Raw genomic sequence first — 26042 nt, 5'->3', positions numbered from 1 at the left:
CCTGGCGTCACTGTGGGCCCCGAGCGGTCCTACGGCGTTGCTGGAGAGTCCTCGCCCACGTACTTCAGGACGAGGAGGCTCGCGTCGTCCTCCGGTGCCGGCGGGAGCAGTCGGCCCGCGACTGTGTCGGCGAGTTCCTGGACTGGGAGGTCGCTCGCGGCCTCAGCCTCCCTGAGCAGTTCGGCGACGCCCGTGTCCCAGTCGCGGTCGCGGCGCTCGACGAGCCCGTCGGTGTAGAGGAGGAGCGTGTCGCCCTCGCGGAGGGGGAGGTCGACGGCTTCGTAGGTGGTGCGGGGCAGGACGCCCAGGATCAGGCCCGTCGGGCCGTCGAGGGGGCGGGCCCGGCCGTCGCGGATCAGGACCGGGACGGGGTGGCCCGCGCTGACCCAGCGCAGCAGCCGCAGATCGGCGTGGTAGCGGCAGATCACGGCGGTCGCCGTGTCCTCGGGCTGGGTCTCAGTGGCCATATGGTTTAGCCAGGAAGCCAGGACGTCGACCCGCTGCTCGGTGTACGCCAGGCCCGCGAGGCCGCTGCGGAGTGAGGCCATACGGGTGACGGCGTCCAGGCCGTGGCCCGAGGCGTCACCGAGCGCGAACAGCACGCGGCGCTCGGGCAGCGGCAGCACGTTGTACCAGTCGCCGCCGATCTGCGCCGCGCTCTCGGCGGGCCGGTAGGCCAGGGCCGACAGCATGCCCAGGGACATGGCACCGGAGCTGCAGGCGCTCGTCGGATGCGCGGGCAGCAGCGCCTCGCGCAGCCTGGCGACCAGCCGGGCCTCGGCCCGGGCCTCCTCACGGCGCCGGTCCGCCTCACGCAGCGCCGCGTCCAGCCGCGAGCGCACCCGGTGCACTTGGGTGACGTCACGGACGAACCCCCGCACGCCCCACACCGCGCCCTGCCCGTCGCCGTCGCGCATCGCCCCCAGCGAGAACCGCAGCACGCGTTCCCCCGCCGGAAGCCGCACGCGAAGGTCGGCGTCGCTGGACTCCCCCTGACGCAACACCACCTCAAGGGCCGACACGAGCAGCGGAGTGTCCTCCGGGGCGACCAGCGGGACCAGGCCGTCGAGCGGCAGGGACGCGTCACGCGCGCGGCCGAACATGCGGTGCAGACCGTCCGACCACTCCACGAAGCCCGACGCCAGATCCCACTCCGCCCAGCCACCGAGCCCGCTGTCCTCAAGCCTCCGCAGGACACGCTCGTACCGTGAGACGTCCGGGTCGAAGACGACCACGACGTGGTCCCGGTGGGGCGTGATGGTGGTCCAGGACGTGACCGGGCGCAGCCGCCCGTGGACGAGCAGCACGCTGGTCGTGCTCTGCGGAGGCAGCGGCCGGCCCGTCTCCACCGCCCGCCGCATCAGGTCGATGACGCCCGACGCCCGCACCTGCGGCTGGGCGACGCTCAGCAGGTGCCCGACGGGAATGTCGGGCTGCGGCGAGTAGCGACGCGCCGCGTCGTTCGCGGCCACGTCGACGAAGTCGACCACACGCCCCGCCTCGTCCCGCACCGGCGCGAACACGAGCGTCGGCACCGAATGCGCCTCCACCAGCGCCGGCGCCCACTCCGGAACCACCCGGGTGTGGTACGGCTCCGAACGCGCCGCCGCATCCAGCGCTGCCGCCCCGACCCGGTCCACCATCACGGACCCGGCGGCCGTGGCGGCCTCTCGGAGCAGAGCGCGGACCCTCGCCGCAGGATCGGACGGCCCAGGCCCGGTCGGCTGGATGCCATTGGCCCTCCGGGCCTCGTCGGGTACGCCGGACTGGTGCATGGAGCACGTTCCCTTCCATGGACAACGAGAGGGCGAGAACGTCTTCCAGTACACCCTCACCCCCGCGTCTCCGCAGGTCGGCACGGTGGGTGTCGACCCTCTGCCTCACGGAGTGACGATCGGGAAGCCGGGGTCGAAGTCGTCGAGGAGGCCGGCGAGGGTCTGCAAGGCGGCCTCGTCCCCTTCGAGGGTGATTATTTCCGCCTGGGCGAGCGGCGGGGCGCTCGCGGGCTTCAGGAGCGTGCCGACCAGGGCCGCCTTCGATCCCGCGACGGCGAGGCGGGCGTCGGGGGGCTCCGCGCCGGGCGTGGAGGACGCCTCGGCGACCCACATGGTCCAGGTCTCGTCGCTGTGGTCGGTGAAGCGGAAGTCGATGCGCAGGTCGGCGTCGGCGGCCTTGTCGCCGATGAGGTGGACAGCGGCGAAGTCGAAGAGGATGTCGATCGGCATCGCCAGGATCGTGTCCGGGCTCGCGCTGGCGCAGTGCGCCGGCTCGACGCCCTCTCAGAGCTCCTTGGCGGCGGTGAGGAAGATGCCGCGCTACTGGGGGCCTCGGCCAGGATCTTCTCCGGCCCGACCCGAGCGGTGAGCCTCCGGACGGTCGCGACGGGGGTGTGCGGGTTCAGGGAGACGGAGTCACCGTCCCGCATGGCGAGCTCCTTGTGGAAGACGGCGCGCACGTCGTGGTGGAGGGTGCCGTGGTAGTCGCGTACGGGGTGAACCCGCGCTCCCGCTTGGGAGCGACCGCGGACGAGCTCACCCGGACGGTCGCGGTCGCCCTCGGCGCCGCCACCGGTCGGCAGCCGTAAGGAAGTCGTCACCGCCCCGCCCGGGACAGGCGCGGGCGAGGCCGCGTTGAATGAGATCCGCACGGTCATCGGAGCGATCAGGGGGCAGGCGGCATGGGCAAGGCTTCGCGTCGGGGAATCGTCATCACGGTGCTGACCGCGGTGGTACTCGCTCTTGGCGTCGGCCTCATCTGGTTCCAGCCGTGGAAGCTCTGGGTGGACGAGACCATGAGCGAGGCCCTGCCCACGACACCATCCCCCACGGCACCGGCCTCGGCACCGCCTCCCACCACCTCCGCCGATCCCACACCGGCCGTGCCCCGAACGGTGGCGTCCGGCGAGCTGATCAGCCACGAGCACAGCACGTCAGGCACCGTGAAGGTCATCCGCCTCCCGGACGGCACGCACATGCTCCGGCTGGAGAACCTGGACACCGGCAACGGTCCGGACCTGCGGGTCTGGCTGACCGACGCGCCCGTGAAGCAGGGTGAGGCCGGCTGGCACGTCTTCGACGACGGCCGCTACCTGAGCCTCGGCAAGCTCAAGGGCAACAAGGGCGACCAGAACTACGCCCTGCCCGAGGGCACCGACCTCACGAAGTACACCAGCGTCAGCATCTGGTGCGACCGCTTCGACGTCTCTTTCGGCGCCGCCGAGCTGACCCGGATCTGAGCGGGGCCATTCGACTCCGGCGAACCGGCCCGTGGCCTGCCTCGACGCAGTCAGCCCGCCATCCGTCCTCTGTACGAGCCTGAGCGGGCAGACCACCATGACCACCCACACCACCGCGAAGGACCAGAGCACGGCCGGATACCCGTTCCGCGACGACTCGGCTGCCTCCAAGCGCACCCTTGCCGCGCGCGAGAGGGGTTTCCGGTGTCTGCCACCTCCCACTTCGCGAAGACCGCGAACGTCACTCCCGCGGCGTCGTCGACCTGGGTCGCCGAGGGCCGACCGCTGGTGCTGACCGGGACACGTGCCGTCTCCTGGCTCGACGGCCGAAGGAGGAAACGGGTACGAGCCCCCGGGCGTTTCTTGAAACCGCTTTCGCCTTGGTACTCGCCGGGGCCGGTCCACCGCTCGTCGGCCTGGGGGAGAGCGAGCCTCCGCCAACTTGAAGCCGCAGGTCAAAGAGCTGGTATGTCGGCTTGTCGGGGTACTCACGCTGGTCGCGGACGGCGGTCTGCGGGGAAGATCGTCCGTCAGCAGCTGGCTTGACGGGATACGTCACCCATCAGTTCGAGGTCGGCTGTCGGAGTGGATCACGTGCGCCACGTGAGCGTGTTTCGAAATGTCGTCCGAAGGTTTGGTCAGGTACGGCGATACACCTGGGGCGGCTCACACCCGGTGTGACGTCTTTCCTGTATCCGAGCGAAAGCAGGGCATCTCGTGCTGAAGAAGTGTCTCGTAGCCGCCGCGGCCGCGGCGATGGTGATGGGGCCGGCCGCTGTGGCCCAGGCCGACGACATCGTGCGCGTCGTGGAGAACGAGGTGACCATCCCGGTCGCCTCCGGCGGCTTCCCCGGCCGGGCTGCGGCCCAGGCCGTCTGTCCGCCCGGTGAGACCCGGACGGGCGGGGGCGCCAGCGTCATCGCGGGCAACTCCCATGCCGAGCGGTACCTGCTGCACTCGACCCAGCCGATCAGCGGAGAGGCATGGTGGGCGTTCGCCACGAACACCGACACCACCAACCCCGGGAAGCTGAAGGTCTTCGCCATCTGCGCGAGGGTCGTCAGCACCCCCACACTGACCACGCCCGTCAGCTCTTGACCCCGGTGCCCCCTCTCGTGGGGATCTGAGCAACCGGTGGACGTGCTCGGCTGGGTGTCCCAGCCGAGCACGTCCACGGACGGTGGTTCGGTTCGGCGGTGACCTGAACCGCTACGTGAACCGGTGACCCACCCGGGGACCGGCCGGCTCGCTGGTTCGCACCTGCTGCGGCTGGGCGGTGATGCTGATCCCGCACCGCGAACCGGGCGTGGAGGAGACGACGCTCCCGCCGGACTACCAGCGCATCCTCACCGCCGTGCGGCAGGCCACCAGGCCCGCCATGGCCCGGCAGGTCGGCGAGATGCCGGGAATGGACATCAGCGCGAAGAGCAAGCTGGAGCTGCTGCGCGGGAAGCTACTCAGCCTGACCGATCGCGGCTGGCTGCGTAAACAGCCCAACGTCCAGTTCACCACCCGGCTGTGACCACGGAAGCCATTGCCTGTGGGCGGTTCCGAGCAGGCGCAACCGGGGTGCCTCCGGAGGTCGTTCACCAGAGGGTCTGGCTCATGCTTCGACGACTTACCGCGACAGCGGCGCTGTCCGCTCTGGCTCTGCTCGCCCCCGTGGGGGCACACGCGGCGGAGCCGGGAGCTGTCGGCCACACGGACGGGGACGGGAACTGGGCCGACTTCCACTTCCGCTGGACCGGCGAGTTCAGCTTCGACAGCGGTGTCCTCAAGGTCCACGACGGTGACACCGACGGCCGCAGCGTCTACGTACAGCTGCGGGGCCGCAAGGGCAACTCCGGCTGGCAGCCGCTGGTCAGCGACAAGCTGTACTGGAACACCAACGGCTCCGGCACCACGCGCACGTACGACGGCATCCGCTTCTCAGGAAGTCTGCCCCTGCTGGAAGTCGGGTTCGCACTGTGCGAGGACCGCACCGGCGTCGACGTCTGCTCCCATCCCGGAGTCGTCGCCGAGAACCCCTACGCCCGCTGACCGACCGCACCCCGCCGCTCACGTCCGGAAGACTCCATGCGCCTTCGTTCCGTCCTCGCCGCGGCCGCCATGTCGGCCGCCGTCCTCCCCCCGCTGCTCGCCGCACCCGCGCACGCCGCAGCCGGGGACTTCACCGTCACGGGCAGCTTCGCGAACCTTTCCGGAAACCTCAAGTGGGTCAACGGTTACCGCTTCGAGCTGCCGCGAATGACCCTGCGCGACACGGTCTGTGACGACAAGTCCGTCTACTGGTACCTGACCGTCGACATGGGCTGGACAAGCGAGTGGTCCAACAAGGCGCGCTGGGCCGAAGAAGGGTGCGGCACCGAGAACTCCTGGACCGGGATCCATCTGGAACGGACGATCCCGATCCACTCGCTCCGTTTTTGGATCTGCCGCGACGACTGGGGCGCGGACACCTGCGAGAAGGCGGATTACCTCAATCCGCACGCGGACTGAGGTAATCCGCCCAGGACGCCCACAAAGGCCCTACGAGGTCACGCATTGCCCCTCGGCCGTTCCGGTCGACCGGACGGCGGGGGTGTCCGTAGCGGCCAGGGCCGCCTCGCCCCGGACTGACCCGTCGTGGACAGACACCGGAGAAGGCCCTGGCCGCAACTTGTCAGGGAGGCGCCCCGGACCCGCACCGTGACGCGCGTGCCGAAGCACACCGGGAGGCTCTCCGGGAAGACCAGCGCAGGGTGCTGGATCTGATCGGCGGCTTACGGGTGTTGCGCAACCAGGCGGCATCGCCGACCGCACCGGCAACCGCCGATGTCGCGGCCCTTCTGGAGAGCGGCGCCGCCGACGGCGACTCGCGCGAACCCCTCCTTGCCGGCGCGGCTGCTCAACGCAGCCCTGCTGACATGGCCGCCGCGATGACACCCGACCGCACCTGGACACTCCGCAGGCGCAGATCCACGAGCGCTTCCCCGAACCCCCCACTTCGCCGTAGCTTCGGAGCATTCGCTCACACGCACAGCGCCACCCTGTGAACCGCGCCTGCGGCTCCACCCCACTACTTCTCAGCGGCGACAGCGGGTGCGCCGCCCTCCAAGCGCTCGCGGATGCCGGCGATCTTCTCGGGCCCCCACTCGGGCGAAGCGGCCGGCTCAGCCTCCACCCAGGCGTCGATACTTGCGTCCAGTTCCTCGTCGTACGTATCCATACGGCTACCCTCTGACAACACCCCAGGTCGTGACTACCCGGTTGTTCACATGCACTGGCACCAGTGGCACGAGCTGTACCCGACGCTGAGCAGCACGGGGACGTCACGGCGCCGGGCCTCCTCGAACGCCTCCGGGGACCAGGGCCACCAGTCGACCGGATTGTCGGCATGCTGGAGGAGGTAGGGGGAGGTCTCATGGGCCAGTCGGTTCGCCATGGGGCCCATCCTGCCGGACGCGACGCGCCCGGGCGCGCGGCGAGGCCGGGGCGGCGGGGGACGGGTCCGTCGGTCGACTCTCGGACACGGGGTTTACCACGACGTGAATCCTGTTGCTACTTGAACGGTCGGTTTGGTATCGAGAGGTTTCAACGCCCCTTCCACCCCTGCCGGGCACGCTCCCGGGCCACCACAGCCCTGCGGAGGACAGGGCAAGGTCAGTAGGGGAAGGGCCCTGAGCAGCCACTATCCGGGATGGATGATCGAGCGGTCCGGAATCGCGGGAAGGTTGAGGGCCGCATCAAAGGCGTCCTGTGATCTGGATGACCATGGCCTAAAACTAAAACGTGTGTTCAACTAGGAAGCGCCAACGGACAAGTGGACTCCTGGTCCGGCTGCGGTGGGCTGACCGGACCAGGTGTCCAACGGAGGGATTGCCGTCGTGGTCGCACACCGTGCTCATCGCACGCACGAGATCGTCTGGAGTGGGGTCGCCGAGGACTTCGTCACCGAGTACAGCCGACGGATGCTGATGTCGTTACCTCGTCGCAACCAGCGGGAGAACGGCGAACTGTACGTCTCCGGACTGCTGTCGCTCACCAGCCGCAAGTCGATGCGCTCGATCGCGTCGATGACCGGAGACGGCGCGGCCGAGCAGCGGCTGCATCACTTCATCAGCAAGTCGTCGTGGAACTGGGTGCCGGTGCGCAAGGCGCTGGCCGCGGACCTCGACCAGGCGCTCGACCCGCTGGCGTGGGTGGTGAAGCCGATGGTGGTCCTCAAGACGGGCGAGCACAGCGTCGGAGTGACCGAGTCGTTCGTTCCGCAGCTCGGGCGCGTCGTCAACAACCAGCGTTCGTACAGCGTCTGGCTGGCCAACGGCCGGCAGAGCGCGCCGGTCAACTCTCGGCTGAGGCTGTCCGGGGAGTGGCTCGCCGACACCGAGCGCAGAAGGCGCGCGGAGATCCCGGAGTGGGTGGACGCCGACGACGGGGGCGTCCCGCCGGCGGCGGCGGCCGCGCTCGAACTGACCCGGGGGTGGGGGCTGCGCCCCCGTCCCGTGGTCGCGGAGGCTCCCGGGACGGACGCGGGGGCGCTCGTGCGGCATCTGTCGGCGGCGAAGCTGCCCTTCGTGCTGCGGATCGGTGGTGCCACGCGGCTGATCCCGCGGAGCGCGGTACGGGAAGGGCGGGCGATCCGTCTGATGACGGCGCAGCACGTCGCCGAGGGCGCGGACCTCGGCGAACGTCCGGTCCGCTGGGTGGGCCGCACCGGTCTGGCGGGGCGGTCCGCCCTGGTCACCAGCACCGACGTCATACTGCCGCCCGGGTCCGGCACCCCACCGCTGCGGCTGGTCGCCGCGCAGCGCCCCGGGGAGCGCAGGGCGCGGGAGCTGTGGCTGTCGAACATGACCGACGTGCCGCCCGCGCACATCGTGCGCCTGGGCCGCCTCAGTGACCGTGTCGACCAGGACTTCGCCGAGATCAGCACCAAGGTCGGCGCGATGGACTTCGAGGGCCGCACCTTCAACGGCTGGCACCGGCACACCACCCTCAGTGCCGTGGCGCAGGGCATCGTGACCCTGTCCGCCATACCTGACCAGGCGGTCTGGCTGCCGAGCGGCGACCATCTGCAGATCGCCTGAAGGACCGAGACGCCCACAGGGAGGTGCCCCATGGAGAGGAGCCCAGCGGCCGTGGACGCGGACGTGGTGATCGTCGGTGGTGGTCCGGTCGGCATGCTGCTGGCCGGTGAGCTGGCCCTGTACGGGGTCCGTACGACCGTGCTGGAGAAGGAGCCGAACCCCTCGGGCGAGTCGAAGGCGGGGACCCTGCACGCCAGGACCGCGCAGTCGCTGCACCGGCGCGGGCTGCTGGAGGCCGTGCAGCCGGGCCGGTACGTGGCCGGACGGGCGCCGCGGCGGCACGTACCGTTCCACTTCGGCGGTCTGCCGCACCTCGACCTGGCCCCGGTGATCGAGGAGTTCCCCGCGATGGTCGGCAGTCCGCAGGCCTACGCGGAGGCGGTCTTCGCCCAGCGCGCCGTCCGGCTGGGCGCGCGGGTGGTGCGGGGCGCCGAGGTGACCGAGGTGCGGGAGACCGGTCAGCGGGTGGAGGTGACGGTTCGTCGGGAGGACGGCGGCGAGCGGGTGGTGCGGACCGGGTGGGTCGTGGGGTGCGACGGGGCCCGCAGCACGGTGCGGCGGAAGACCGGCATCGCGTTCACCGGCACGCTGCCGACGATCTCCTGTCTGATGGGGGACGTCCGGCTGGCCGACCCCGCCGGCGCGCCGAGCGGCTGGAACCGGACCCCGCGTGGCTGGACGATCTTCTGGGTGAGCCCCGAGGGCCACAGCCGCGTCGGGACGTACGACTTCCGCGGCCCGCATCCCGATCGCAAGTCCCCTGTCACCTTCCAGGAGTTCAGGGCGGAGGTCGAGCGGATCACCGGCCACCCCGTCGAGATGGACGCGCCGCGCCATCTCTCCCGGTTCAGTGACGCCGCGTTGCAGGCGGAGCACTACCGCGCCGGGCGCGTCCTGCTGGCCGGGGACAGCGCGCACGTGCACTTCCCGGCCGGCGGCCAGGGGCTCAACACCGGCCTGCAGGACGCGCTCAACCTGGGGTGGAAACTGGCCGCCTGTGTGCGGGGGGAAGCGCCGGCCGGGCTGCTCGACACGTACCACGCAGAACGGCATCCCGTCGCCGCACGGGTGCTGGAGAACGTCCGCGCCCAGGTGGCGCTGATGCACCCGGGCCCGTCCACCGACGCCCTGCGCCGACTGTTCGCCGACCTCATGAGCATGGACGAGGTCAACGCGTACCTGGCCGGCATGGTCAGTGGCTCGGACATCGTCTATGACGTCGGACGGCCCGCGGACCCGCTGGCGGGGCGGTTCGTGCCCGAGCTGCCGCTGAAGACGGCCGATGGAACGACCGGTCTGGCGGAACTGCTGCACGCCGGGCGGCCGGTGCTGCTCGATCTGGCGGACAGGGCGGATGTACGGCGGGCCGCCGCGGGCTGGGCCGGGCGCGTGGACGTCGTGACGGCCTGGGCGGAGGAGGCGCTGCCCGTGGACGCGATCCTGTTGCGCCCCGACGGGTACGCGGCCTGGAGCGCGCCGGCCGACGGGGCCGGTACCGAGGGGCTGCAGGCGGCGCTGCGGCGCTGGTTCGGGGGCCCCGACCCGGAGTGAGGGACCGCGCGCGACGGGGGCCCGCCGAGCGGTCGGCGGGCCCCCGTCGCGCGCGGTCAGTCCAGGGCTGCCAGGGCGAGGCGGGCGGCGGCCCGGAGCCGTTCGGCCTCCGGCGCGGCCCGCGCGATCACCCGCATCCCCTGCATCACCACGAGCAGGAAGTGGGTGATCTCGTGCGGGTCCTTGTCGGCGGCCAGCTCGCCCTGGGCCTGCGCCCGCAGCAGGGAGGAGACCAGCGCCGTCTCCACGACGCTCCAGCTCACCTCCACCTGGCGGGTGACCTCGGGGTCGCGGGGGGCCAGCTCCACCGCCGCGTTCACCACCATGCAGCCCCGGCGGTTCGGGTCGGTCAGGGCCTCGGTGACCCAGCTCTCCACGAAGGCGCGCACGGCCGGCAGAGCCGGTCCCGGCTGGGCGAGCGCGGTGACGAAGCCCGCCTCGCTGCCCCGCAGGTACCGCCGCATGGCGGCCAGGTAGAGGTCGTGCTTGCTGCCGAAGGTGCTGTACAGGCTGGCCCGGCCGATGCCCAGGTGCTCGACGAGGTCGGCCATCGAGGTCGCCTCGTAGCCCCGTTCCCAGAACAGGTCCATCGCGAGTCGGAGCACCACATCGGGATCGAATTCCTTGGTTCTGGCCATGTTCCGAGGCTAACAACAAACAGACCGAGCAATCCAGAAAAGCCCGCCCCCTGGGTGGGGCGGGCTTTCCGGGTGCCGGGCACCGGTGGGCGGCGTGTCCGGCACCGGGGCCGGGGCGCGGAGGTCAGCGCCCCGGCAGTCGGATGGACTGGCCGTGCCGGAAGAAGTCGGCCGGGTCCCAGGCGGCCTTCACCCGCTGCAGCCGCGGGTAGTTCTCGCCGTAGTAGAGCGTGCTCCAGGGCACGCCCGACCGGTTGCGGCCCGGGTCGCTCAGGTCGATGTCCGGGTAGTTGACGTAGCAGCCGTCGGTGTTCTCGTCGGACACCGGGACGCCGCCGGTCCCGGCGTACACGTCCTCGTAGATCTCGCGCAGCCAGGTGATGTTGGCGGCGTCGTCGTCGGCCGCGTTCCAGTACGTCTGGTACAGCAGCTTGAACGCCGAGTCGCGGTGGACGGAGGCGGTGGCGGTCCGCGACACGGAGTTGACGGCCGCCCCGTAGGAGCTGAGCAGCACCATCGCGTTCGGGTTGGCGAAGTCGGTGCGGGTCAGATGCCGGTACATCGTGGCGATCTGCCGCTCGGGGATGTTGCGGCGCTGATAGGCCGACTTCTGGTCGCCGCGCAGGGTCGGATCGACCAGGACCGAGTTGGTGACGCCCAGGTAGCGCGTGGCCTGGAGCCAGGGCAGCCGCCGCGGGGTGGCGAACTCCGGCATCGGTCCGTGCTCCCCCATCGCGCTGGTCAGCGCTCCGTGGGGCACGTCCACGCCGTCGGAGACGGCCCGCAGGAAGGCGTCCAGCAGGCCGCGCGCGTCCGGGACGGTCGCGTCCAGCTGGGTCAGCAGGCCGATCTGGCCGTTGGAACGGTGGTTCAGGCTCAGGTTGGCGACCAGCCCGTCGTACGGGCCGCCGGCCGTGGCGTGCGCCTCGTGCCAGGCGCCGTAGTTGCGCACCAGGCGGGTCACGGCCTGTTCCGTCATGCTCTCCCAGGGCCAGGAGACCGCGCTGAGCAGGACCTCGGCCGGGGGCTTGGGCAGCAGCGTGTCGGGGGTGGTGCCCGTCGCGCCCGGGGAGCGGAACCAGTACCGCGTCACCACGCCGAAGTTGCCCCCGCCGCCGCCGGTGTGCGCCCACCACAGGTCGCGGTGGGGGTCGTCCGGCTCGCGGGTGGCGATCACCGCGCGGGCCTGGCGCCGGGCGTCCACGACGACGACCTCAACGGCGTACAGGTGGTCCACGATCAGACCGTCCCGACGGCAGAGCATGCCCCAGCCGCCGCCGCTGACGTGCCCGCCCACGCCGACCGAGTAGCACACTCCGCCCGGGACGACGACTCCGTACGCCTTGTAGAGGCGCTCGTAGACGTCGGTGAGCGTGGCGCCGGCCTGGACCTCGAAGGCGCCGCGCCGCTCGTCGTAGCGCACCGCGGTCATCTCGGAGAGGTCGATGACCGTCTCGACGGCGTCGTTGAAGACGAAGTCCTCGTAGCAGTGGCCGCCGCCGCGCACGGTGAGCCGCTTGCCCCCGTCGACGGCCCGCTGGACCGCGTCGCGCACCTGCTCGGTGGAGGCGACCAGGTGGACGCTGCCCGGGCGGGCCGTCCAGCGCTGGTTGGTGCCGCGCACCAGGTCGGGGTAGCGGGCGTCGCCGGGCCGGACGGAGACGGCCGGGAACGGCGCTCCCTCCGCCGCCCCGGCCGTGCCCGCCGCCGTCGGCGCGGTGGCGGGGGCGGCGGCGGCACGGCCGGCGGCGACCGGGACCGCGGCGCCGGCCAGGGCGGCCGCGCCCGCCATCAGGCGCCGTCGCGACCAGCCGGCCGCCGGGGTGTCCCCGGCGCGGTCGTCGGGGGAAGGAGTACGGGAGCCGGTGCTGGAGGCCATGGTCAGCCCGCCTTGATCGACAGCGAGTGGCGGAAGAGGTTCTTGGGGTCCCACTGGGCCTTCACCGTCTGCAGCCGCCGGTAGCCGGACTTGAAGTACAGCTCGTGCCACGGGATGCCCGAGAGGTTGTACCGGGAGTCCGCGAGGTCCGCGTCGGCGTAGTTGACGAAGCAACCGTCGGTGTCGGCGTTGGAGGCGGGCACGCCGCCGGAGGCCGCGTACACGTCCTGGTAGAAGGTGCGGACCCAGTTGAGGTGGACGGCGTCCTCGGCAGGGTCGGTCCAGAAGCTCACGTAGTGGAGCTTGAGGATCGAGTCGCGCTGCGGGACCGCCGTGGCCGCCGCCGGAACGGTGTTCGTCCTGCCGCCGTACGCGGTGATCATGACGAGCGACGCGGGGTGCGCGTAGTCGGTGCGCGTCATGTGCTTCCAGAACGCCTTGAGGTTGGCGTCGGTGAACCCGCGCCGCATGTAGGCCGACTTGCCCTTGAATCGCGTGGTGGTGTCGGTGCCGGTGAAGCCGGGCCACTGGGTGACCGCGTGCAGCCAGGGGATCGTGCGGCGGTCGTCCACCCGGTAGCTGACGCCGGTTCCCTCGTTGACGGCTGCCAGGTAGGAGTCGAGCAGCGCGGCGGCGTTCGGCACGGACGCGTCGATCTGCGTCGTCATGGAGAACGAGCCGGCCGACTTGTGCTGCGGCTTGAGCTGGCTGAAGAGCGCGGCGTACGGCGAGTCGGGCGAGCTGTTGTTCTCGTACCACGTGCCGAAGTTGCGCAGCAGGCGGGTGAACGCGGCCTCGGTCATGTCGCTCCACGACCAGGTGACGTTCGCGACGATGACCTCGGACGGCGGCTTGGGCAGTTGGTCGGCGGGGGCGGTGCCGGTGGCGCCGGGCGAGCGGAACAGGTAGCGGGTGACCACGCCGAAGTTGCCTCCGCCGCCTCCGGTGTGGGCCCACCACAGGCTGCGACGGGGGTCGTCCGGCTCGCGGGTGGCGACCACCTTCGACGCCTTGCCGGCCGCGTCGACGACGACCAGTTCCACGCCCCACAGATGGTCGACGATGAGGCCGTGCCGCCGGGACAGCGGGCCGTACCCGCCGCCGGCCACATGGCCGCCGACGCCCACGGTCGGGCAGCTGCCGCCGGGCAGGGTGACGCCCCACTGGCGGTACAGGGTCCGGTACACGTCGCCGAGGCGGGCGCCGGGTTCGGCGTAGAACACCCTGCGGGTCTCGTCGTACCCGACCGCGTTCAGGCCGGACAGGTCGATGACCGTGCGGACGCCTCCATGGGTGACGAAGTCCTCGTAGCAGTGGCCGCCGCTGCGTACCGCGAAGCCCTTGCCCCCGCTGACGGCCTGCTGGACGGCGGCCAGGACCTGGTCCGGCGTGCTGACCAGCCTCACCTGGTCCGGGGTGCCCACCCAGCGCTGGTTACTGCCCCAGGTCAGGTCGGGGTAGCGGCGGTCCCCGGGCGTGACCGTGACGACGGCCGATCCGGCTTCCCTGGCCGCGACCGCCTCGGCGGTCCGCGACGGCTCGGTGGCGGCGACCGCCGGTGCGCCGGTGACGGCGGGCAGGGCGGCCGTCACGCCGCCTGCCAGCGCGACGTTTCTGACGAACGAGCGACGGGAGTGGCCTGACATGGTGGTGTGCTCCTCTTTCGGGTTCCTGGCAGGTCAGCGTGGGGGGCGTGCGGTACGCGGAGGCGGGGCCACGGGGCGCCTCCTCCGGTGCCCTGGGGGGGAAAGGAACGGGGAACCGGTCGGCGCGGCGGTCAGCGCGTGGAGCGCTGGACGAGGCCGTCGACGATGAACTGCAGCGCGTCCGAGAAGTAGCGCTTCGTCTCGTGCAGGAAGTAGCGAGTCCGCTCGGCCTTCTCGACCCCGGCGGGGCTGAGGGTGACGCGCAGGGTCAGCGTGGGCCGGCCCGTCTCGTCCTCGCCGAGTTCGTTGACGATCTGCTCGATGCAGGGGTCGTCGACCGGCCGGAAGACCACGCGCTCGCGGTGCTCGAACCGCACGCGCTCCTGCACCCGGTCGGTGTCGCGGACGGTGATCTCGCGGAGGAACCCGTCGTCGTAGCGTTCCAGGACGCGGCAGGCCGTCACCGCCGGTACGTACGGGCTGGGGTTCTCCGCCTTGTGGACCAACCCCTCCCAGATCTGGTCGGCGTCCGGCCCGACCGGGTTTTCGCCCGGACCGACGACAGGGAGCGTCCAGCTGAAGATGGCCATATGACAGTGCCTTCCTGATCCGTGGGTCAGCCCGGAGTCTGGTCGGCCCGCAACGCCGGGACATCGCATGAACATGCGATCTCCTAGGTTGCGCGGCCCCGCAGCATGGGCGCCGCGCGCGTTCCGCGTCCGTCTGGCGGCGGCTCGCCGCTGACCGGAAAGCGACGGCGCGCACCGCGGTCCGTCCGGATTGCCCCCCTCGATTAAGACCGCTCATTCAAGTACGTGATAGCTTCTGATCACCGTAGACAAGGCGTGTTCGGCAGCAATACACCCCTATACTGGAATGAGCATTCGACTATGGGTACCGCCTCTGTGGACGTCCCATCCGACACCGCCCCGCCCCGGCAGCGGACCGGACTGTCCTTCGCGCTCCTGGGCGCCGTTCAGATCACCCTGATCGCGACGATCACCGTGATCACGGTGGCCCTGCCGGTGATCCAGCGAGACCTGCGCCTGACCGACACAGACCTCGTCTTCGCCACCTCCGCCTACAGCCTGTCGTTCGGCGGGCTGCTGGTCCTGGGTGGCCGGCTCGCCGACCTGCTCGGCCACCGGGCGGTGTTCGTCACCGGGGTGGTCGCCTTCGGCGCCGCCTCGCTCGCCGCCGCGGCCGCCACCACGCTGTGGGTCCTGGTGGCCGCCCGGTTCGCCCAGGGCGTGGGCGCGGCCCTCGCCGCCCCCGCCGCGATGGCGCTGCTCAGCTCGGTCTTCCCGGACCCGGCGCGGCGCACCCGGGCGCTGGCGGTCTGGGGGGTGCTGGCCAGCATCGGCGCCGGCTCCGGCAACCTCCTGTCGGGGGTGATCCTCTCCTGGGGCCAGTGGCGCTGGGTGTTCGTCGCGCCGGCCGTCGTCTCCGCGGTGATCGCCCTGTGCGCGCCCCTGCTGCCGACGGGTCCCGCACGCCGGCCCGAACGTCTCGACGTGCCGGGCGCTCTGCTCATCACCGCGGGGCTGACCGCGTTCATCTTCGGTCTGGGCGAGTCGGACTGGGTGTGGATCGGCGTCGGCGCCCTGGGCCTGGCCCTGTTCGCGGTGGTCCAGGCCCGGTCGTCCCGGCCGCTGGTGCCGCCTGCGCTGCTGGCGTCCACGCGCAGGCTGGCGGCGCTGCTCGCCATCGGTCTGACGGCCGCCGCGATGGCCACGTACTTCTTCATCCTCGCGATCTTCTTCCAGAAGTCGCTGGACTACTCACCGCTGCGCACCTCGGCGGCGTTCCTGCCGCCCGTCCTCGCGGTGCTGTTCACCGCGGCGGTCGGCGGCCGGGCCACGCGCCGGTTCGGGGCGGGTGTCCTGACGGCCGCCGGGCTGGCCCTGGGGGCGGCCGGGATGGGGCTGCTGAGCGGGCTCGACGCGGACTCGTCGTACTGGGGGCTGCTCGTGGTCGGGGTCACGCTCTTCCCGGTGGGCGCCGGCCTCACCTTCTCCGGGGCGACCGTATGGGCCGTGGAGCGCACCGCGCCCGAGGAGTCCGGCCTGGTCGGAGGGGTCGTGAACACGGCCATGGAGATCGGGCCCCCGGTCGGGCTGGCCGTCCTCGTGCCGCTCGCCGTCTCGCACGCCGCCGGGCACGGGGGCGGCGGAACCGCGGCGGACGCGAGCGGGTACGGCTTCGCCTTCGGCGTGGCGGCCGTCGCCCTGGCCGTCGCCGCCGGACTCGTCCTGCTCCAGCGCGCGGCGGGGTCGTCCAGGACCGCCGTACGCGACTGACACAGACCAACGCATCACATGATCACCATGAAGAAAGAGGAGTTCTCATGAACGCGCGTTTCACCGACAAGGTCGTTCTCGTCACCGGAGCCGGCGGCGTGCTGGGCCGGACCGCGGCGCTGTCCTTCGCCAAGGAGGGCGCGACCGTCGTCGTGGCCGACGTCAACAAGAGCGGCGTCGACGAGACGGTCAAGCTGATCGAGGCCGAGGGCGGCAAGGCGTCCGGCGTCGTCGTCGACGTCACCAGCTCCGAGAGCGTCAAGGCGATGGTGGACACCGCGGTCTCCCGCCACGGCGGTCTGCACGTCGCCTTCAACAACGCGGGCATCCTCGGCGGCGGCACACCGGTCGGCGAGCACGACGAGGACGTGTGGAACAAGGTGCTCGCCGTCAACCTCACGGGCGTCTTCCTCGCCCTGAAGCACGAGACCGCGCACATGGCGGCCAACGGCGGCGGCGTCATCGTCAACACCGCCTCCAACCTGGGCGCCCACTGGCGCCTGGCCACCATGAGCGCCTACTCGACCTCGAAGGCCGGCGTCAGCTTCCTGACCCGTACCGCCGCGCTGGAGTACATCAAGCAGGGCGTGCGCATCAACTCCATCAGCCCCGGCCCGATCGACACCCCGATGTCCTACCTCCCGGGCGAGACCCGCGAGCAGCGTGACGCCCGCCTGGCCCCGACCGTGCCGCTGGGCCGGGTCGCCGACCCGCAGGAGGTCGCCAACGCCGTCCTGTGGCTGGCGTCGGAGGAGTCCAGCTACGTCGTCGGGCACGACCACGTGATCGACGGTGGTGCCACTGCCTGACCACCGGCAGGCGCATCGCAGGTGAGGAGGGGGCCGCTGACACCGCGGCCCCCTCCTCGCGTACGCCCGCCCACGAGTCCTCCCCGCCGGACCTGACGAACTCTCTCCGTTCTGACACAACCGCCCGGATCTGACGGAGTTCTCCGACGGTGACAGAATCCGTCGAACCTGACGGGGCACCGGGTTCCTGACATTCTCCGGCACGTCTGACGATGTCCCGCGTTCCGCTTTGCCGTCCGGTCGGAAGTCAGGGCAGCCTCGTTCCCGTAACCACCCCCGGAAAACGTCGGAACTCACGTCTCCGCAGGGCGTGGCGGATATACGCCGACTTCGTAACGCAGTGATACGGAAAGCGAGTCGATGCAGACGCTCAAGGCGACGAGGAGGGCTCGTCCAAGCAGGTCACGATCGGGCTGGAACGCGCTGACGCCAGCCGAATTGCAGGTCGCCCGTCTGGTGGCCGCAGGACTGAGCAATCGTGCCGTGGCCGAAGAACTGATGGTGTCCCCGCATACGGTCAACACACATGTGCGGAACGCTTTCCTGAAGCTCGACGTATCCAGTCGGGTTCAGTTGACGCGACATGTGCTGATCCATGACGCAGAGGCTTTCTGACCGCCCGCCTATGTTCAATGAAAGGACCTGAATTCCCATGTGCGGACTGGCTGGATGGGTGAGTTACGGACGCGACCTGAGCGGGTCGGTCGAGGTGGCCTCCGCGATGACCGAGACCATGATCTGCCGGGGTCCCGACGCCGGCGGCCTGTGGACGTCGGAGCACGCGGTACTCGGGCACCGCCGGCTCGCGGTCATCGACCTGGAGGGCGGACGGCAGCCCATGACCGCCGGGGAGGACGACAGCCTCCCGGTCATCACGTACACCGGCGAGGTGTACAACTTCCAGGAGCTGCGGGACGAACTGGGCGCGCTGGGACACGAGTTCCGCACGTCCAGCGACACCGAGGTGGTGCTGCGGGCCTACCTGGAGTGGGGAGCCTCGTTCGCCGAGCGCCTCAACGGCATCTACGCGTTCGCCATCTGGGACCCGCGTACCGAGGAACTCCTCCTGGTCCGGGACCGGATGGGCGTCAAGCCCCTCTACTACTACCCGACCGCGGACGGCGTGGTCTTCGGCTCCGAGCCCAAGGCCATCCTCGCCCACGACGAGGTCGAGGCGGTCGTCGACGCCGAGGGCCTGCGGGAGATCTTCTCCATCGTCAAGACGCCCGGCCACGCGGTGTTCAAGGGCATGCGCGAGGTGCTGCCGGCCACCGTGATGCGGTTCTCGCGCGACGGCAGCAGCGTCCTGACGTACTGGAAGCTGGAGGCCCGCGAGCACACCGACGACCTGGAGACCACGGTGGCCCACGTGCGGGCCCTGCTGGAGGACATCGTCGACCGGCAGCTCATCGCGGACGTCACCGTCGGCACCCTGCTCTCCGGCGGTCTGGACTCCAGCGCCGTCACCGCGCTCGCGGCGGCCGCCCGCGCCCGGCGTGGCATCACCGAGCCGATCCGCGCCTTCTCCGTGGACTTCGTGGGACACGAGCAGCGCTTCGAGTCGAACGTCCAGTGGGAGGACCCGGACACCCCGTTCGCCATCGAGGTGGCCGAGCGGGTCGGTGCCGAGCACATCATCGTCGAGCTGGACAACGACGACATCCTCGACCCGGAGGTCCGCGGCGCGGTGCTGCGGGCGCAGGACCTGCCGGTGTCCACCGGTGACATGGAGTACTCCCTCTTCCTGCTGTGCCGCGCGCTCAAGGAGCGCATGACGGTGGCGCTCTCGGGCGAGGCGGCCGACGAACTGTTCGGTGGCTACACCTGGTTCCACGACAAGGAGGCCGTGGAGCTCGACAGCTTCCCCTGGCACCACCCCTTCGAGAAGGCCGGTGGCATCGGCGCGCTGCGCGACGTCGGGCTGTGGGACCGTCTCGGCCTCACCGACTACGTCAAGCAGCGCTACACGGAGGCGCTGGAGGAGGTCCCGCGCCTGCCCGGCGAGAGCGGCCACGAGGCCCGGATGCGCGAGCTGACCTACCTCAACATCACCCGGTGGGAGAACTTCCTCCTGGACCGCAAGGACCGCGTCAGCATGGCGGTCAGCCTGGAGGTCCGGGTGCCGTTCACCGACCACCGACTGGTCGAGTACGTCTACAACACCCCCTGGTCGATGAAGAACTTCGACGGGCGGGAGAAGAGCCTGCTGCGCGCGGCGATGCGCGGTGTGCTCCCCGACTCGGTCCTGGACCGGAAGAAGAACCCGTACCCGTCCACCCAGGACGGCTCGTACGAACTCGCCCTGCGGCAGAAGGTCGAGGAGATCCTCACCGAGAACGCCCCGGTGCTGCGCATCGTCTCCGAGGAGGAGGTGCGTCGGTTGCTCGACCGGCCCGTGGGCTCCTTCGCGGTCGGCGGTCCCTGGAGCGCCCGCGCCGTCCTCGAGCGCCTGATCGAGTTCAACACCTGGGTCTCCGACTACGACGTCCGCGTCGAGCTCTGACCGGCGCCCATACCCACACCCACGCGGGCACGGCACCGCCACCGGCGTCGGCCGCATGCCCGGCCGCCGGCCGGCGCCGTGCCCATGCCCGTGCCCGTGCCCTCACCCCTACCACTCGCACCCGCTTCCCCGATGCCGTCCCAGAACGGTGTACCGGCCTATCACCCGTGGGGTTCCCGTGACCGACATGTCATCGCATCTGCGTACGCTGCCCGCCCCCCAACAGCCCGACTGGTCAGACGAACAGCGCGTGTCCCAGGTCCGCGACGAGCTGGCGCACATGCCGCCGCTGGTCGACGCCGAGGCCGTGCACCGGCTGAGCGACCTCCTGCTGGAGGCCGCCGCCGGGCACGTCCAGATCATGCAGGCGGGTGACTGCGCCGAGGACCCGGCCGAATGCAACCCGTCGGACATCGCCCGCAAGGCCGCCCTGCTCGACGTACTGGCGGGCACCATGAAGCTGGCCTCGCCGAAGCCGGTGCTGCGGGTGGGCCGGCTGGCCGGCCAGTTCGGCAAGCCGCGCTCCCGGCCCACCGAGATCGTCGGCGGCGTGGAACTGCCCGTCTACCGGGGCCACATGGTCAACCGCCCCGAGCCGGACCCGGAGGGCCGCCGCCCCGACCCGGCGCACCTGCTGTCCGGTTACCGCGCCGCCAGCGACGCGATGCACCACCTCGGCTGGCGCACACCCCGCAGGCACCGCCTCGAACCGCCCGTGTGGACCAGCCACGAGGCCCTGCTGCTCGACTACGAGCTTCCCCTGCTGCGCCGGGAGCCGGACGGCTCCCTGCTGCTGACCTCCACGCACTGGCCGTGGATCGGGGAGCGCACCCGGCAGGTCGACGGCGCGCACGTCGCGCTGCTCGCCGCCGTCAGCAACCCGGTCGCCTGCAAGGTCGGCCCCGGCATCGCGGTGGACGAACTGCTCGCCCTGTGCGAGAAGCTGGACCCCGGGCGGCGGTCCGGCCGGCTCACCCTGATCGCCCGGATGGGCGCGGAGGCCGCGGCCGAACGGCTGCCGGAACTGGTCCGGGCCGTCGCCTCGGCGGGGCATCCGGTCATCTGGCTCAGCGACCCCATGCACGGCAACACGGTCAGCGGCCCGAACGGGCTGAAGACCCGGTTCCTGGAGACCGTCGTACGGGAGATCGACGCGTTCCAGCAGGCGGTGCGCGAGAACGGCGGCACGGCCGGCGGGCTGCATCTGGAGACGACGCCGGAGACGGTCACCGAGTGCGTGCGCAACGCCTCGTACCTCGACCGCGTCGGCGAGAAGTACCTGAGCTTCTGTGACCCGCGGCTCAACCCCGCACAGGCCGTCGAGGCGGTCTCGGCCTGGCGCGGCTGACGGGCACCGGCATCCCGGCGCGGCACAGCACACACCACCACGTACCCCGTACGGAGGAAGCATGGAAGACAGGATCGCCCTGGTCACCGGGGCGGCCGGGGGGATCGGCGAAGCCGTCGCGCGCACCCTCGCGGAGCGCGGCGCCCGGGTCGCCGCCGTGGACAGGGACCCCGCCCGGCTGACGGAGTCCGTGGACCGGCTGACGGCCCAGGGGCTGCGGGTCACCGCCGTCCCCGCCGACGTGACGTCGAGCGCGGACGTCGACCGCGCCGTCGGCACCGTCGAGGACACCGTGGGACCGGTCGACCACCTGGTCAACGCGGCGGGCGTGCTGCGACTCGGCGAGGCCCGCAAGCTCACCGACCAGGACTGGGCGGACACCTTCGCCGTCAACGCCACCGGGGTCTTCCACATGTCCCGTGCGGTGGTGAACCGCATGATGGCCCGGGGCGGCGGGGCCGTCGTCACGGTCGCCTCCAACGCGGCCGGCACCGCCCGTACCGAGATGGCCGCGTATGCCGCCTCCAAGGCCGCGGCGACCGCGTTCACCAAGTGCCTGGGCCTGGAAGTGGCCCCGTACGGCATCCGCTGCAACGTGGTCGCCCCCGGCTCCACGGACACCCCGATGCTGCGCGGCATGCACGAGGGCGACACCGCCATACGCACCTCCGTGGCCGGAACGCCCTCGGCGTTCAAGACCGGCATCCCCCTCGGCAAGGTCGCCCGGCCCGAGGACATCGCCGAAGCGGTCGCCTTCCTGCTGTCGGACGAGGCCGGCCACATCACTCTGCACAGTCTGACCGTGGACGGCGGGGCGACTCTCGGTGTCCAGTGAGGAGAACACAGTGACCGCGCCCGCTCCGGGCATCCCGCCCATCGAGTCCTACCCGATGCCCGCCGAGGGCGACCTGCCGCCCGGCACGGTGTCCTGGACCCCCGACCCACGCCGGGCCGTCCTGCTGGTCCACGACATGCAGCGCTACTTCCTCCGGCCGTTCGCGGCCGGCGACTCCCCCGGCGGTCCGCTGGTACGCAACGCGGCCCTGCTGCGCGAGCGGTGCGCCGCCGCCGGAATCCCAGTGGCGTACACCGCCCAGCCCGGCGACATGACCGCCGAACAGCGCGGTCTGCTGCGCGACTTCTGGGGACCGGGCATGCGCACGTCCCCCGAGGACCGCCAGGTGGTCGACGAGCTGGCGCCCGCGCCCCAGGACTGGCTGCTCACCAAATGGCGCTACAGCGCCTTCGTACGCACCGACCTGCTGGAGCGGATGCGGGAGGCGGGCCGCGACCAGCTCATCATCTGCGGCGTCTACGCCCACGTCGGCGTGCTGATGAGCGCGGTGGACTCCTTCACCCACGACATCCAGCCGTTCCTGGTCGCGGACGCGACGGCCGACTTCTCCGCCGCCTACCACCGGCTGGCCCTGACCTACGCGGCGGAGCGCTGCGCCCGCGTGGCCACCACCAAGCAGCTGCTGACCGAGCTGGAGGACGCCCGGTGACCGACCCGCGCCACGACGCCACACACCGCACCACGCACCACGACGCCACGCACCACGCCGACCTGCTGACGCGGGTCCTCGACGACCACCCGCCCGCCTTCGCCCTCCTGCACCGGCCGCACACCACCGGCCCCGGCGTCGTCGACCTCCTGCTCGGCGACATCACCGCATGCGACTCGCTGGCGGACATACCGCTGGAGGACACACCGGCCGGAGACGGAGCCGACGGCACGGGCGGCGGGCACGAGGTGCTCGTCCTGGTGCCCTACCGGCAGCTCGCCGAGCGCGGGTTCGCCGCCGCCGACGACGGCGAACCCCTGCTCGCCCTGAAGGTGGACGAGCAGGACACCCTGCCGCTCGGCGCGACCCTGCGCCGGCTGCCCGATCTGCCGGTGTCCCTGACGGACGGCCGCTTCGAACCGGACGACGACACCTACGCCTCGGTGGTGCGCCGGGTGATCGCCGACGAGATCGGCACCGGCGAGGGCGCCAACTTCGTCATCAAGCGCTCCTTCACCGCGGACATCACCGGATACACCCCCGCCGTCGCCCTGTCGTTCTTCCGGCGGCTCCTCGAACGCGAGACCGGCGCCTACTGGACGTTCCTGATCCACACCGGCGAGCGCACGTTCATCGGCGCGACGCCCGAGCGGCACGTCAGCCTGCGCGACGGCACCGCCGTGATGAACCCCATCAGCGGCACCTACCGCTACCCGGCCGGCGGCCCCGCCCTCAGCGGCGTACTCGACTTCCTCGGCGACCCCAAGGAGACCGACGAGCTGTACATGGTCGTCGACGAGGAACTGAAGATGATGGCCCGGATCTGCGAGACCGGCGGCCGGGTGACCGGCCCCTATCTCAAGGAGATGGCGCGGCTGGCGCACACCGAGTACTTCATCGAGGGCCGCACCACCCGTGACGTGCGCGACATCCTGCGCGAGACGCTGTTCGCACCGACCGTCACCGGCTCCCCGCTGGAGAGCGCGGCCAAGGTCATCAGCAGATACGAGCCCGCAGGACGCGGCTACTACAGCGGCGTCGCCGCCCTCATCGGCCGGGACGTCTCCGGCGCCCGCGCCATGGACTCCGCCATCCTCATCCGCACCGCCGACCTCGACCGCTCCGGCCGACTGCGGATCGGCGTCGGGGCGACGCTGGTGCGCCACTCCGACCCGGCGTCCGAGGTCGCCGAGACCCGCGCGAAGGCGGCCGGGCTGCTCGCGGCGCTGGACGGCGCGGGCTCCACCCGCCTCGCCACCGAGCCGCAGGTCCTCAGCGCGCTCGCCCGGCGCAACGAGACCATTGCCGACTTCTGGCTGACCGGCGCCGTCGAGGACGCCGCCGCGCGGGCCACCGAACTGGCCGGTCTCAGCGTGCTGGTGGTGGACGCCGAGGACACCTTCACCTCCATGATCGGGCACCAGCTCGCCTCGCTCGGCCTCACGGTGACGGTGCGGCGGTTCGACGAGCCGTACGACACCGACGCCCACGACCTGGTCGTGATGGGCCCAGGACCGGGCGACCCGCGCGTCACGGACGACCCCAAGATCGCGCATCTGCGCGGCACCGTCAGCCGGCTGCTGGAAAGCCGGCGGCCGTTCCTGGCGGTCTGCCTGAGCCACCAGGTACTCGCCACGCTCCTCGGCCTGCCGCTGGTCCGGCGGGACACCCCCAACCAGGGCGTGCAGCGCGAGATCGACCTCTTCGGGCAGCGGGAGCGCGTCGGCTTCTACAACACCTTCGCCGCGCGCTCCGACTCCGACAAGACCGAGCACCCCGTCCGCGGCGTCGTGGAGATCTGCCGCGACCCCGAGAGCGGCGAGGTCCACGCCCTGCGCGGCAGCGGGTTCGCCTCCCTGCAGTTCCACGCCGAGTCGGTGCTCTCCCAGCACGGCATGGCCATCACCGCGTCCCAGCTGACGGAGGTGCTGCGCTCGTGCACGCGGTGATCGTGTGGTGGGACCTCGCCGACTCCGCGCAGACGGTGCAATCCCTGCGCCCGTTCCTGCGGGACGAGGCCATGGACCGCTTCGCCCAGGTGCCCGGCCTGCGGCTGAAGTTCTGGATCTCGGACACGGCGCGGCAGCGCTGGGGCGCGGTGCTCCTGTGGGAGTCCGCCGAGGCCGCCGCGGTTCCGCTGGCGCCGCGGGCCGCCGAACTCATCGGCCGTCCCCCGACTTCCGTGTCCGCCTTCGACGTCGAGGCCACCGTCGAGGGGCTGTTCTCCACGACGGCCCTCACCGGCCGCGGACTCGCGCTGGAGGAGTGAGCGACGACGCCCACCGGCACCGCCTCCCGGCGGAGGCCCTGACCGCGCGCGTCCCGGGCTCCGAGCGCATCACACCGACATGGAAGGGACTGTTCACACATCATGGCGAGGATCATTGTCGCCGGGGGCGGCATCGGCGGGCTGGCCGCCGCGCTGAGCGTCGAGCGGCAGGGGCACGACGTCGTCGTGCTGGAACGCCGCCGGGCCTTCGAGGAGCTCGGTGCCGGCATCCAGCTGGGCCCTAACGCCTTCTGGGCCCTGGACCGCCTCGGCGTGGGCGCGGACGTCCGCGACAGGGCCGTCTTCATCGACGAACTGCGTTTCATGGACGGCACGTCGGGCGCGTGCGTGGCCCGCATGCCGCTCACCGAGTCCTACCGCGCGCGGTTCCGCAACCCGTACGCCGTCGTGCACCGCGGCGACCTGTACGAGCCGCTGCTGCGGGCCTGCCGCGCCGCCTCCCGCGTCACGCTGGTCGCGGGCGCGTCGGTGACCGGCTACACGCAGGACGCCGAGAGGGTCACGGTCGCTCTGGCGGACGGCACCTCGGTCACCGGCGACGCGCTGATCGGCGCGGACGGCATCCGCTCCGTGGTCCGCGCCCAGCTCGTCGGCGACGGCGAACCCCGGGTGTCCGGCCACACCATCTACCGCTCCGTGATCCCGATGGAGAAGGTGCCCGAGGACCTGCGCTGGAACGCCGTCACCCTGTGGGCGGGGCCCGCGTGGCACTTCGTCCACTACGCGATCGGCGGTGGCGAGTACCTGAATCTCGCCGCCACCCGCGACGACGGCGCGACCGTCGCCGTCGCCGGGGAGCCCGTCGACCGTACCCACGTGCTGTCGGAGTTCCCCGGCCTGGGCGACACCACCCGCCGTCTGCTGGAACTCGGCGAGGACTGGAGGACCTGGGTCCTGTGCGACCGTGACCCCGTCGGCGACTGGACGGACGGCCGGGTGACGCTCCTCGGCGACGCCGCCCATCCCATGCTCCAGTACGCCGCCCAGGGCGCGTGCATGGCTCTGGAGGACGCTGTCGCCCTCGGTGAACTCCTCGACCGCGACGCCATCGCCCCGAGCCTGCGGAAGTACGCCTCCGAGCGCTACGACCGCACGGCCAAGGCGCAGCTCGTCGCCCGCGAGATGGGCACCCAGCTGTACCACCCGGCCGGCGACGGGGCGAAGGCCCGCAACGCCATGCTGTCCGCTTTCTCCGAGACCGACCTGCACGACAAGGTCGACTGGTTGCACGGCTTCCCGGTCTCGGGCGGCCTCACCGGCGGGCCGGTC

Annotated in this window: 24 protein-coding genes and 2 pseudogenes; 17 read left to right on the top strand and 9 right to left on the bottom strand. The window is 71.5% G+C overall.

Features of this window, described 5'->3' with window-relative positions; genetic code table 11:
* Positions 1-29: 29 nt before the first annotated feature.
* From QK442_RS29300 to QK442_RS29290, 3 genes and pseudogenes are all read right to left on the bottom strand, one after another.
* Complete coding sequence (locus QK442_RS29300; protein ID WP_282697105.1) at positions 30-1535, bottom strand: SpoIIE family protein phosphatase; 1506 nt, start codon at positions 1533-1535, stop codon at positions 30-32.
* A 345-nt stretch (positions 1536-1880) separates the two neighbouring features.
* Positions 1881-2225, bottom strand: a complete 345-nt coding sequence (locus QK442_RS29295; RefSeq protein WP_282697104.1) for an alkyl sulfatase C-terminal domain-containing protein — start codon at positions 2223-2225, stop codon at positions 1881-1883.
* Positions 2226-2371: 146 nt separating this feature from the next.
* A pseudogene (locus QK442_RS29290) lies at positions 2372-2455 on the bottom strand (hypothetical protein); the annotation flags it as partial.
* A 222-nt stretch (positions 2456-2677) separates the two neighbouring features.
* Between QK442_RS29290 and QK442_RS29285 the strand changes: the two are divergent.
* The 5 genes from QK442_RS29285 (at position 2678) to QK442_RS29265 (ending at position 5734) form a co-directional block, all read left to right on the top strand.
* Positions 2678-3235 carry a DM13 domain-containing protein gene (locus QK442_RS29285; protein WP_282697103.1) on the top strand — a complete coding sequence of 186 codons (558 nt, stop codon included), beginning with the start codon at positions 2678-2680 and terminating at the stop codon, positions 3233-3235.
* Between the two features lie 717 nt (positions 3236-3952).
* Positions 3953-4333, top strand: a complete 381-nt coding sequence (locus QK442_RS29280) for a hypothetical protein (RefSeq protein WP_236240235.1) — start codon at positions 3953-3955, stop codon at positions 4331-4333.
* Positions 4334-4514: 181 nt separating this feature from the next.
* Positions 4515-4757, top strand: a complete 243-nt coding sequence (locus QK442_RS29275; protein ID WP_236240236.1) for a hypothetical protein — start codon at positions 4515-4517, stop codon at positions 4755-4757.
* A gap of 83 nt (positions 4758-4840) precedes the next feature.
* A complete protein-coding gene (locus QK442_RS29270; protein WP_236240237.1) occupies positions 4841-5275 on the top strand; it encodes a hypothetical protein in 435 nt (144 codons plus the stop codon).
* A 36-nt stretch (positions 5276-5311) separates the two neighbouring features.
* The gene (locus tag QK442_RS29265; protein ID WP_236240238.1) at positions 5312-5734 is read left to right on the top strand and encodes a hypothetical protein; all 423 of its coding nucleotides are present in this window, start codon (positions 5312-5314) and stop codon (positions 5732-5734) included.
* A 559-nt stretch (positions 5735-6293) separates the two neighbouring features.
* On the opposite strand, the gene QK442_RS29260 is transcribed toward QK442_RS29265, so the two are convergent.
* Both QK442_RS29260 and QK442_RS29255 read right to left on the bottom strand, forming a co-directional pair.
* Positions 6294-6443 carry a hypothetical protein gene (locus tag QK442_RS29260; RefSeq protein ID WP_236240239.1) on the bottom strand — a complete coding sequence of 50 codons (150 nt, stop codon included), beginning with the start codon at positions 6441-6443 and terminating at the stop codon, positions 6294-6296.
* Positions 6444-6500: 57 nt separating this feature from the next.
* A pseudogene (locus QK442_RS29255) lies at positions 6501-6659 on the bottom strand (DUF255 domain-containing protein); the annotation flags it as partial.
* 442 nt (positions 6660-7101) lie between these two features.
* Here QK442_RS29255 and QK442_RS29250 point away from each other — a divergent pair.
* On the top strand, positions 7102-8304 hold the full coding sequence (locus QK442_RS29250; RefSeq protein ID WP_282697102.1) for a transposase: 1203 nt from the start codon (positions 7102-7104) through the stop codon (positions 8302-8304).
* Positions 8305-8334: 30 nt separating this feature from the next.
* A complete protein-coding gene (locus QK442_RS29245) occupies positions 8335-9855 on the top strand; it encodes an FAD-dependent monooxygenase (RefSeq protein WP_282697101.1) in 1521 nt (506 codons plus the stop codon).
* A 56-nt stretch (positions 9856-9911) separates the two neighbouring features.
* Here the strand turns inward: QK442_RS29245 and QK442_RS29240 are convergent, their stop codons facing one another.
* The 4 genes from QK442_RS29240 to QK442_RS29225 form a co-directional block, all read right to left on the bottom strand.
* On the bottom strand, positions 9912-10493 hold the full coding sequence (locus tag QK442_RS29240) for a TetR/AcrR family transcriptional regulator (protein ID WP_282697100.1): 582 nt from the start codon (positions 10491-10493) through the stop codon (positions 9912-9914).
* A 124-nt stretch (positions 10494-10617) separates the two neighbouring features.
* Complete coding sequence (locus QK442_RS29235) at positions 10618-12285, bottom strand: FAD-binding protein (RefSeq protein ID WP_282697152.1); 1668 nt, start codon at positions 12283-12285, stop codon at positions 10618-10620.
* Positions 12286-12374: 89 nt separating this feature from the next.
* Entirely contained in the window at positions 12375-14018 is a 1644-nt protein-coding gene (locus QK442_RS29230; RefSeq protein WP_282697099.1) for an FAD-binding protein, read from the bottom strand.
* Between the two features lie 131 nt (positions 14019-14149).
* Positions 14150-14608, bottom strand: coding sequence for an AtaL-like protein (locus QK442_RS29225; protein WP_282697098.1), 459 nt, complete (start codon positions 14606-14608; stop codon positions 14150-14152).
* 300 nt (positions 14609-14908) lie between these two features.
* Here QK442_RS29225 and QK442_RS29220 point away from each other — a divergent pair, with 300 nt between their 5' ends.
* The 10 genes from QK442_RS29220 to QK442_RS29175 form a co-directional block, all read left to right on the top strand.
* A complete protein-coding gene (locus QK442_RS29220) occupies positions 14909-16318 on the top strand; it encodes an MFS transporter (protein ID WP_282697097.1) in 1410 nt (469 codons plus the stop codon).
* Positions 16319-16365: 47 nt separating this feature from the next.
* Positions 16366-17127: an SDR family oxidoreductase gene (locus QK442_RS29215; protein ID WP_282697096.1), complete on the top strand. Its 762-nt coding sequence runs from the start codon at positions 16366-16368 to the stop codon at positions 17125-17127.
* Between the two features lie 360 nt (positions 17128-17487).
* Entirely contained in the window at positions 17488-17742 is a 255-nt protein-coding gene (locus tag QK442_RS29210; RefSeq protein ID WP_282697095.1) for a helix-turn-helix transcriptional regulator, read from the top strand.
* Between the two features lie 37 nt (positions 17743-17779).
* Positions 17780-19630: an asparagine synthase (glutamine-hydrolyzing) gene (gene asnB / locus QK442_RS29205; RefSeq protein WP_282697094.1), complete on the top strand. Its 1851-nt coding sequence runs from the start codon at positions 17780-17782 to the stop codon at positions 19628-19630.
* A gap of 187 nt (positions 19631-19817) precedes the next feature.
* Positions 19818-20978 (top strand): 3-deoxy-7-phosphoheptulonate synthase, encoded by a 1161-nt coding sequence (locus tag QK442_RS29200; RefSeq protein ID WP_282697093.1) that lies wholly within the window; start codon positions 19818-19820, stop codon positions 20976-20978.
* Positions 20979-21039: 61 nt separating this feature from the next.
* Complete coding sequence (locus QK442_RS29195; RefSeq protein WP_282697092.1) at positions 21040-21813, top strand: 2,3-dihydro-2,3-dihydroxybenzoate dehydrogenase; 774 nt, start codon at positions 21040-21042, stop codon at positions 21811-21813.
* 55 nt (positions 21814-21868) lie between these two features.
* Complete coding sequence (locus QK442_RS29190; RefSeq protein ID WP_282697151.1) at positions 21869-22483, top strand: isochorismatase family protein; 615 nt, start codon at positions 21869-21871, stop codon at positions 22481-22483.
* Between the two features lie 62 nt (positions 22484-22545).
* Positions 22546-24432 carry an anthranilate synthase family protein gene (locus QK442_RS29185; protein WP_282697150.1) on the top strand — a complete coding sequence of 629 codons (1887 nt, stop codon included), beginning with the start codon at positions 22546-22548 and terminating at the stop codon, positions 24430-24432.
* Entirely contained in the window at positions 24420-24752 is a 333-nt protein-coding gene (locus tag QK442_RS29180; RefSeq protein WP_282697091.1) for a hypothetical protein, read from the top strand. The genes QK442_RS29185 and QK442_RS29180 overlap by 13 nt, the downstream gene beginning before the upstream one ends.
* Before the next feature lie 102 nt (positions 24753-24854).
* Positions 24855-26042, top strand: a 1188-nt coding sequence (locus QK442_RS29175) for a 3-hydroxybenzoate 6-monooxygenase (protein ID WP_282697090.1), incomplete at its 3' end; no start/stop codon positions are given.

This window comes from Streptomyces sp. CC208A (assembly GCF_030010625.1).
GTDB lineage: Bacteria > Actinomycetota > Actinomycetes > Streptomycetales > Streptomycetaceae > Streptomyces.
Note: the sequence above shows the minus strand (reverse complement) of the source record. Positions and strands in the feature narration are given on the sequence as shown.

Excerpts from the sequence above, each read along its gene's own strand:
- QK442_RS29265 (WP_236240238.1), top strand. The coding sequence starts at position 5,312 with ATGCGCCTTCGTTCCGTCCTCGCCGCGGCCGCCATGTCGGCCGCCGTC.
- asnB (WP_282697094.1), top strand. The coding sequence starts at position 17,780 with ATGTGCGGACTGGCTGGATGGGTGAGTTACGGACGCGACCTGAGCGGG.
- QK442_RS29270 (WP_236240237.1), top strand. The coding sequence starts at position 4,841 with ATGCTTCGACGACTTACCGCGACAGCGGCGCTGTCCGCTCTGGCTCTG.
- QK442_RS29190 (WP_282697151.1), top strand. The coding sequence starts at position 21,869 with ATGCCCGCCGAGGGCGACCTGCCGCCCGGCACGGTGTCCTGGACCCCC.
- QK442_RS29235 (WP_282697152.1), bottom strand. The coding sequence starts at position 12,285 with ATGGCGGGCGCGGCCGCCCTGGCCGGCGCCGCGGTCCCGGTCGCCGCC.
- QK442_RS29215 (WP_282697096.1), top strand. The coding sequence starts at position 16,366 with ATGAACGCGCGTTTCACCGACAAGGTCGTTCTCGTCACCGGAGCCGGC.
- QK442_RS29245 (WP_282697101.1), top strand. The coding sequence starts at position 8,335 with ATGGAGAGGAGCCCAGCGGCCGTGGACGCGGACGTGGTGATCGTCGGT.
- QK442_RS29240 (WP_282697100.1), bottom strand. The coding sequence starts at position 10,493 with ATGGCCAGAACCAAGGAATTCGATCCCGATGTGGTGCTCCGACTCGCG.
- QK442_RS29295 (WP_282697104.1), bottom strand. The coding sequence starts at position 2,225 with ATGCCGATCGACATCCTCTTCGACTTCGCCGCTGTCCACCTCATCGGC.
- QK442_RS29200 (WP_282697093.1), top strand. The coding sequence starts at position 19,818 with ATGTCATCGCATCTGCGTACGCTGCCCGCCCCCCAACAGCCCGACTGG.
- QK442_RS29230 (WP_282697099.1), bottom strand. The coding sequence starts at position 14,018 with ATGTCAGGCCACTCCCGTCGCTCGTTCGTCAGAAACGTCGCGCTGGCA.
- QK442_RS29260 (WP_236240239.1), bottom strand. The coding sequence starts at position 6,443 with ATGGATACGTACGACGAGGAACTGGACGCAAGTATCGACGCCTGGGTG.
- QK442_RS29210 (WP_282697095.1), top strand. The coding sequence starts at position 17,488 with ATGCAGACGCTCAAGGCGACGAGGAGGGCTCGTCCAAGCAGGTCACGA.
- QK442_RS29275 (WP_236240236.1), top strand. The coding sequence starts at position 4,515 with ATGCTGATCCCGCACCGCGAACCGGGCGTGGAGGAGACGACGCTCCCG.
- QK442_RS29195 (WP_282697092.1), top strand. The coding sequence starts at position 21,040 with ATGGAAGACAGGATCGCCCTGGTCACCGGGGCGGCCGGGGGGATCGGC.
- QK442_RS29285 (WP_282697103.1), top strand. The coding sequence starts at position 2,678 with ATGGGCAAGGCTTCGCGTCGGGGAATCGTCATCACGGTGCTGACCGCG.
- QK442_RS29225 (WP_282697098.1), bottom strand. The coding sequence starts at position 14,608 with ATGGCCATCTTCAGCTGGACGCTCCCTGTCGTCGGTCCGGGCGAAAAC.
- QK442_RS29220 (WP_282697097.1), top strand. The coding sequence starts at position 14,909 with ATGGGTACCGCCTCTGTGGACGTCCCATCCGACACCGCCCCGCCCCGG.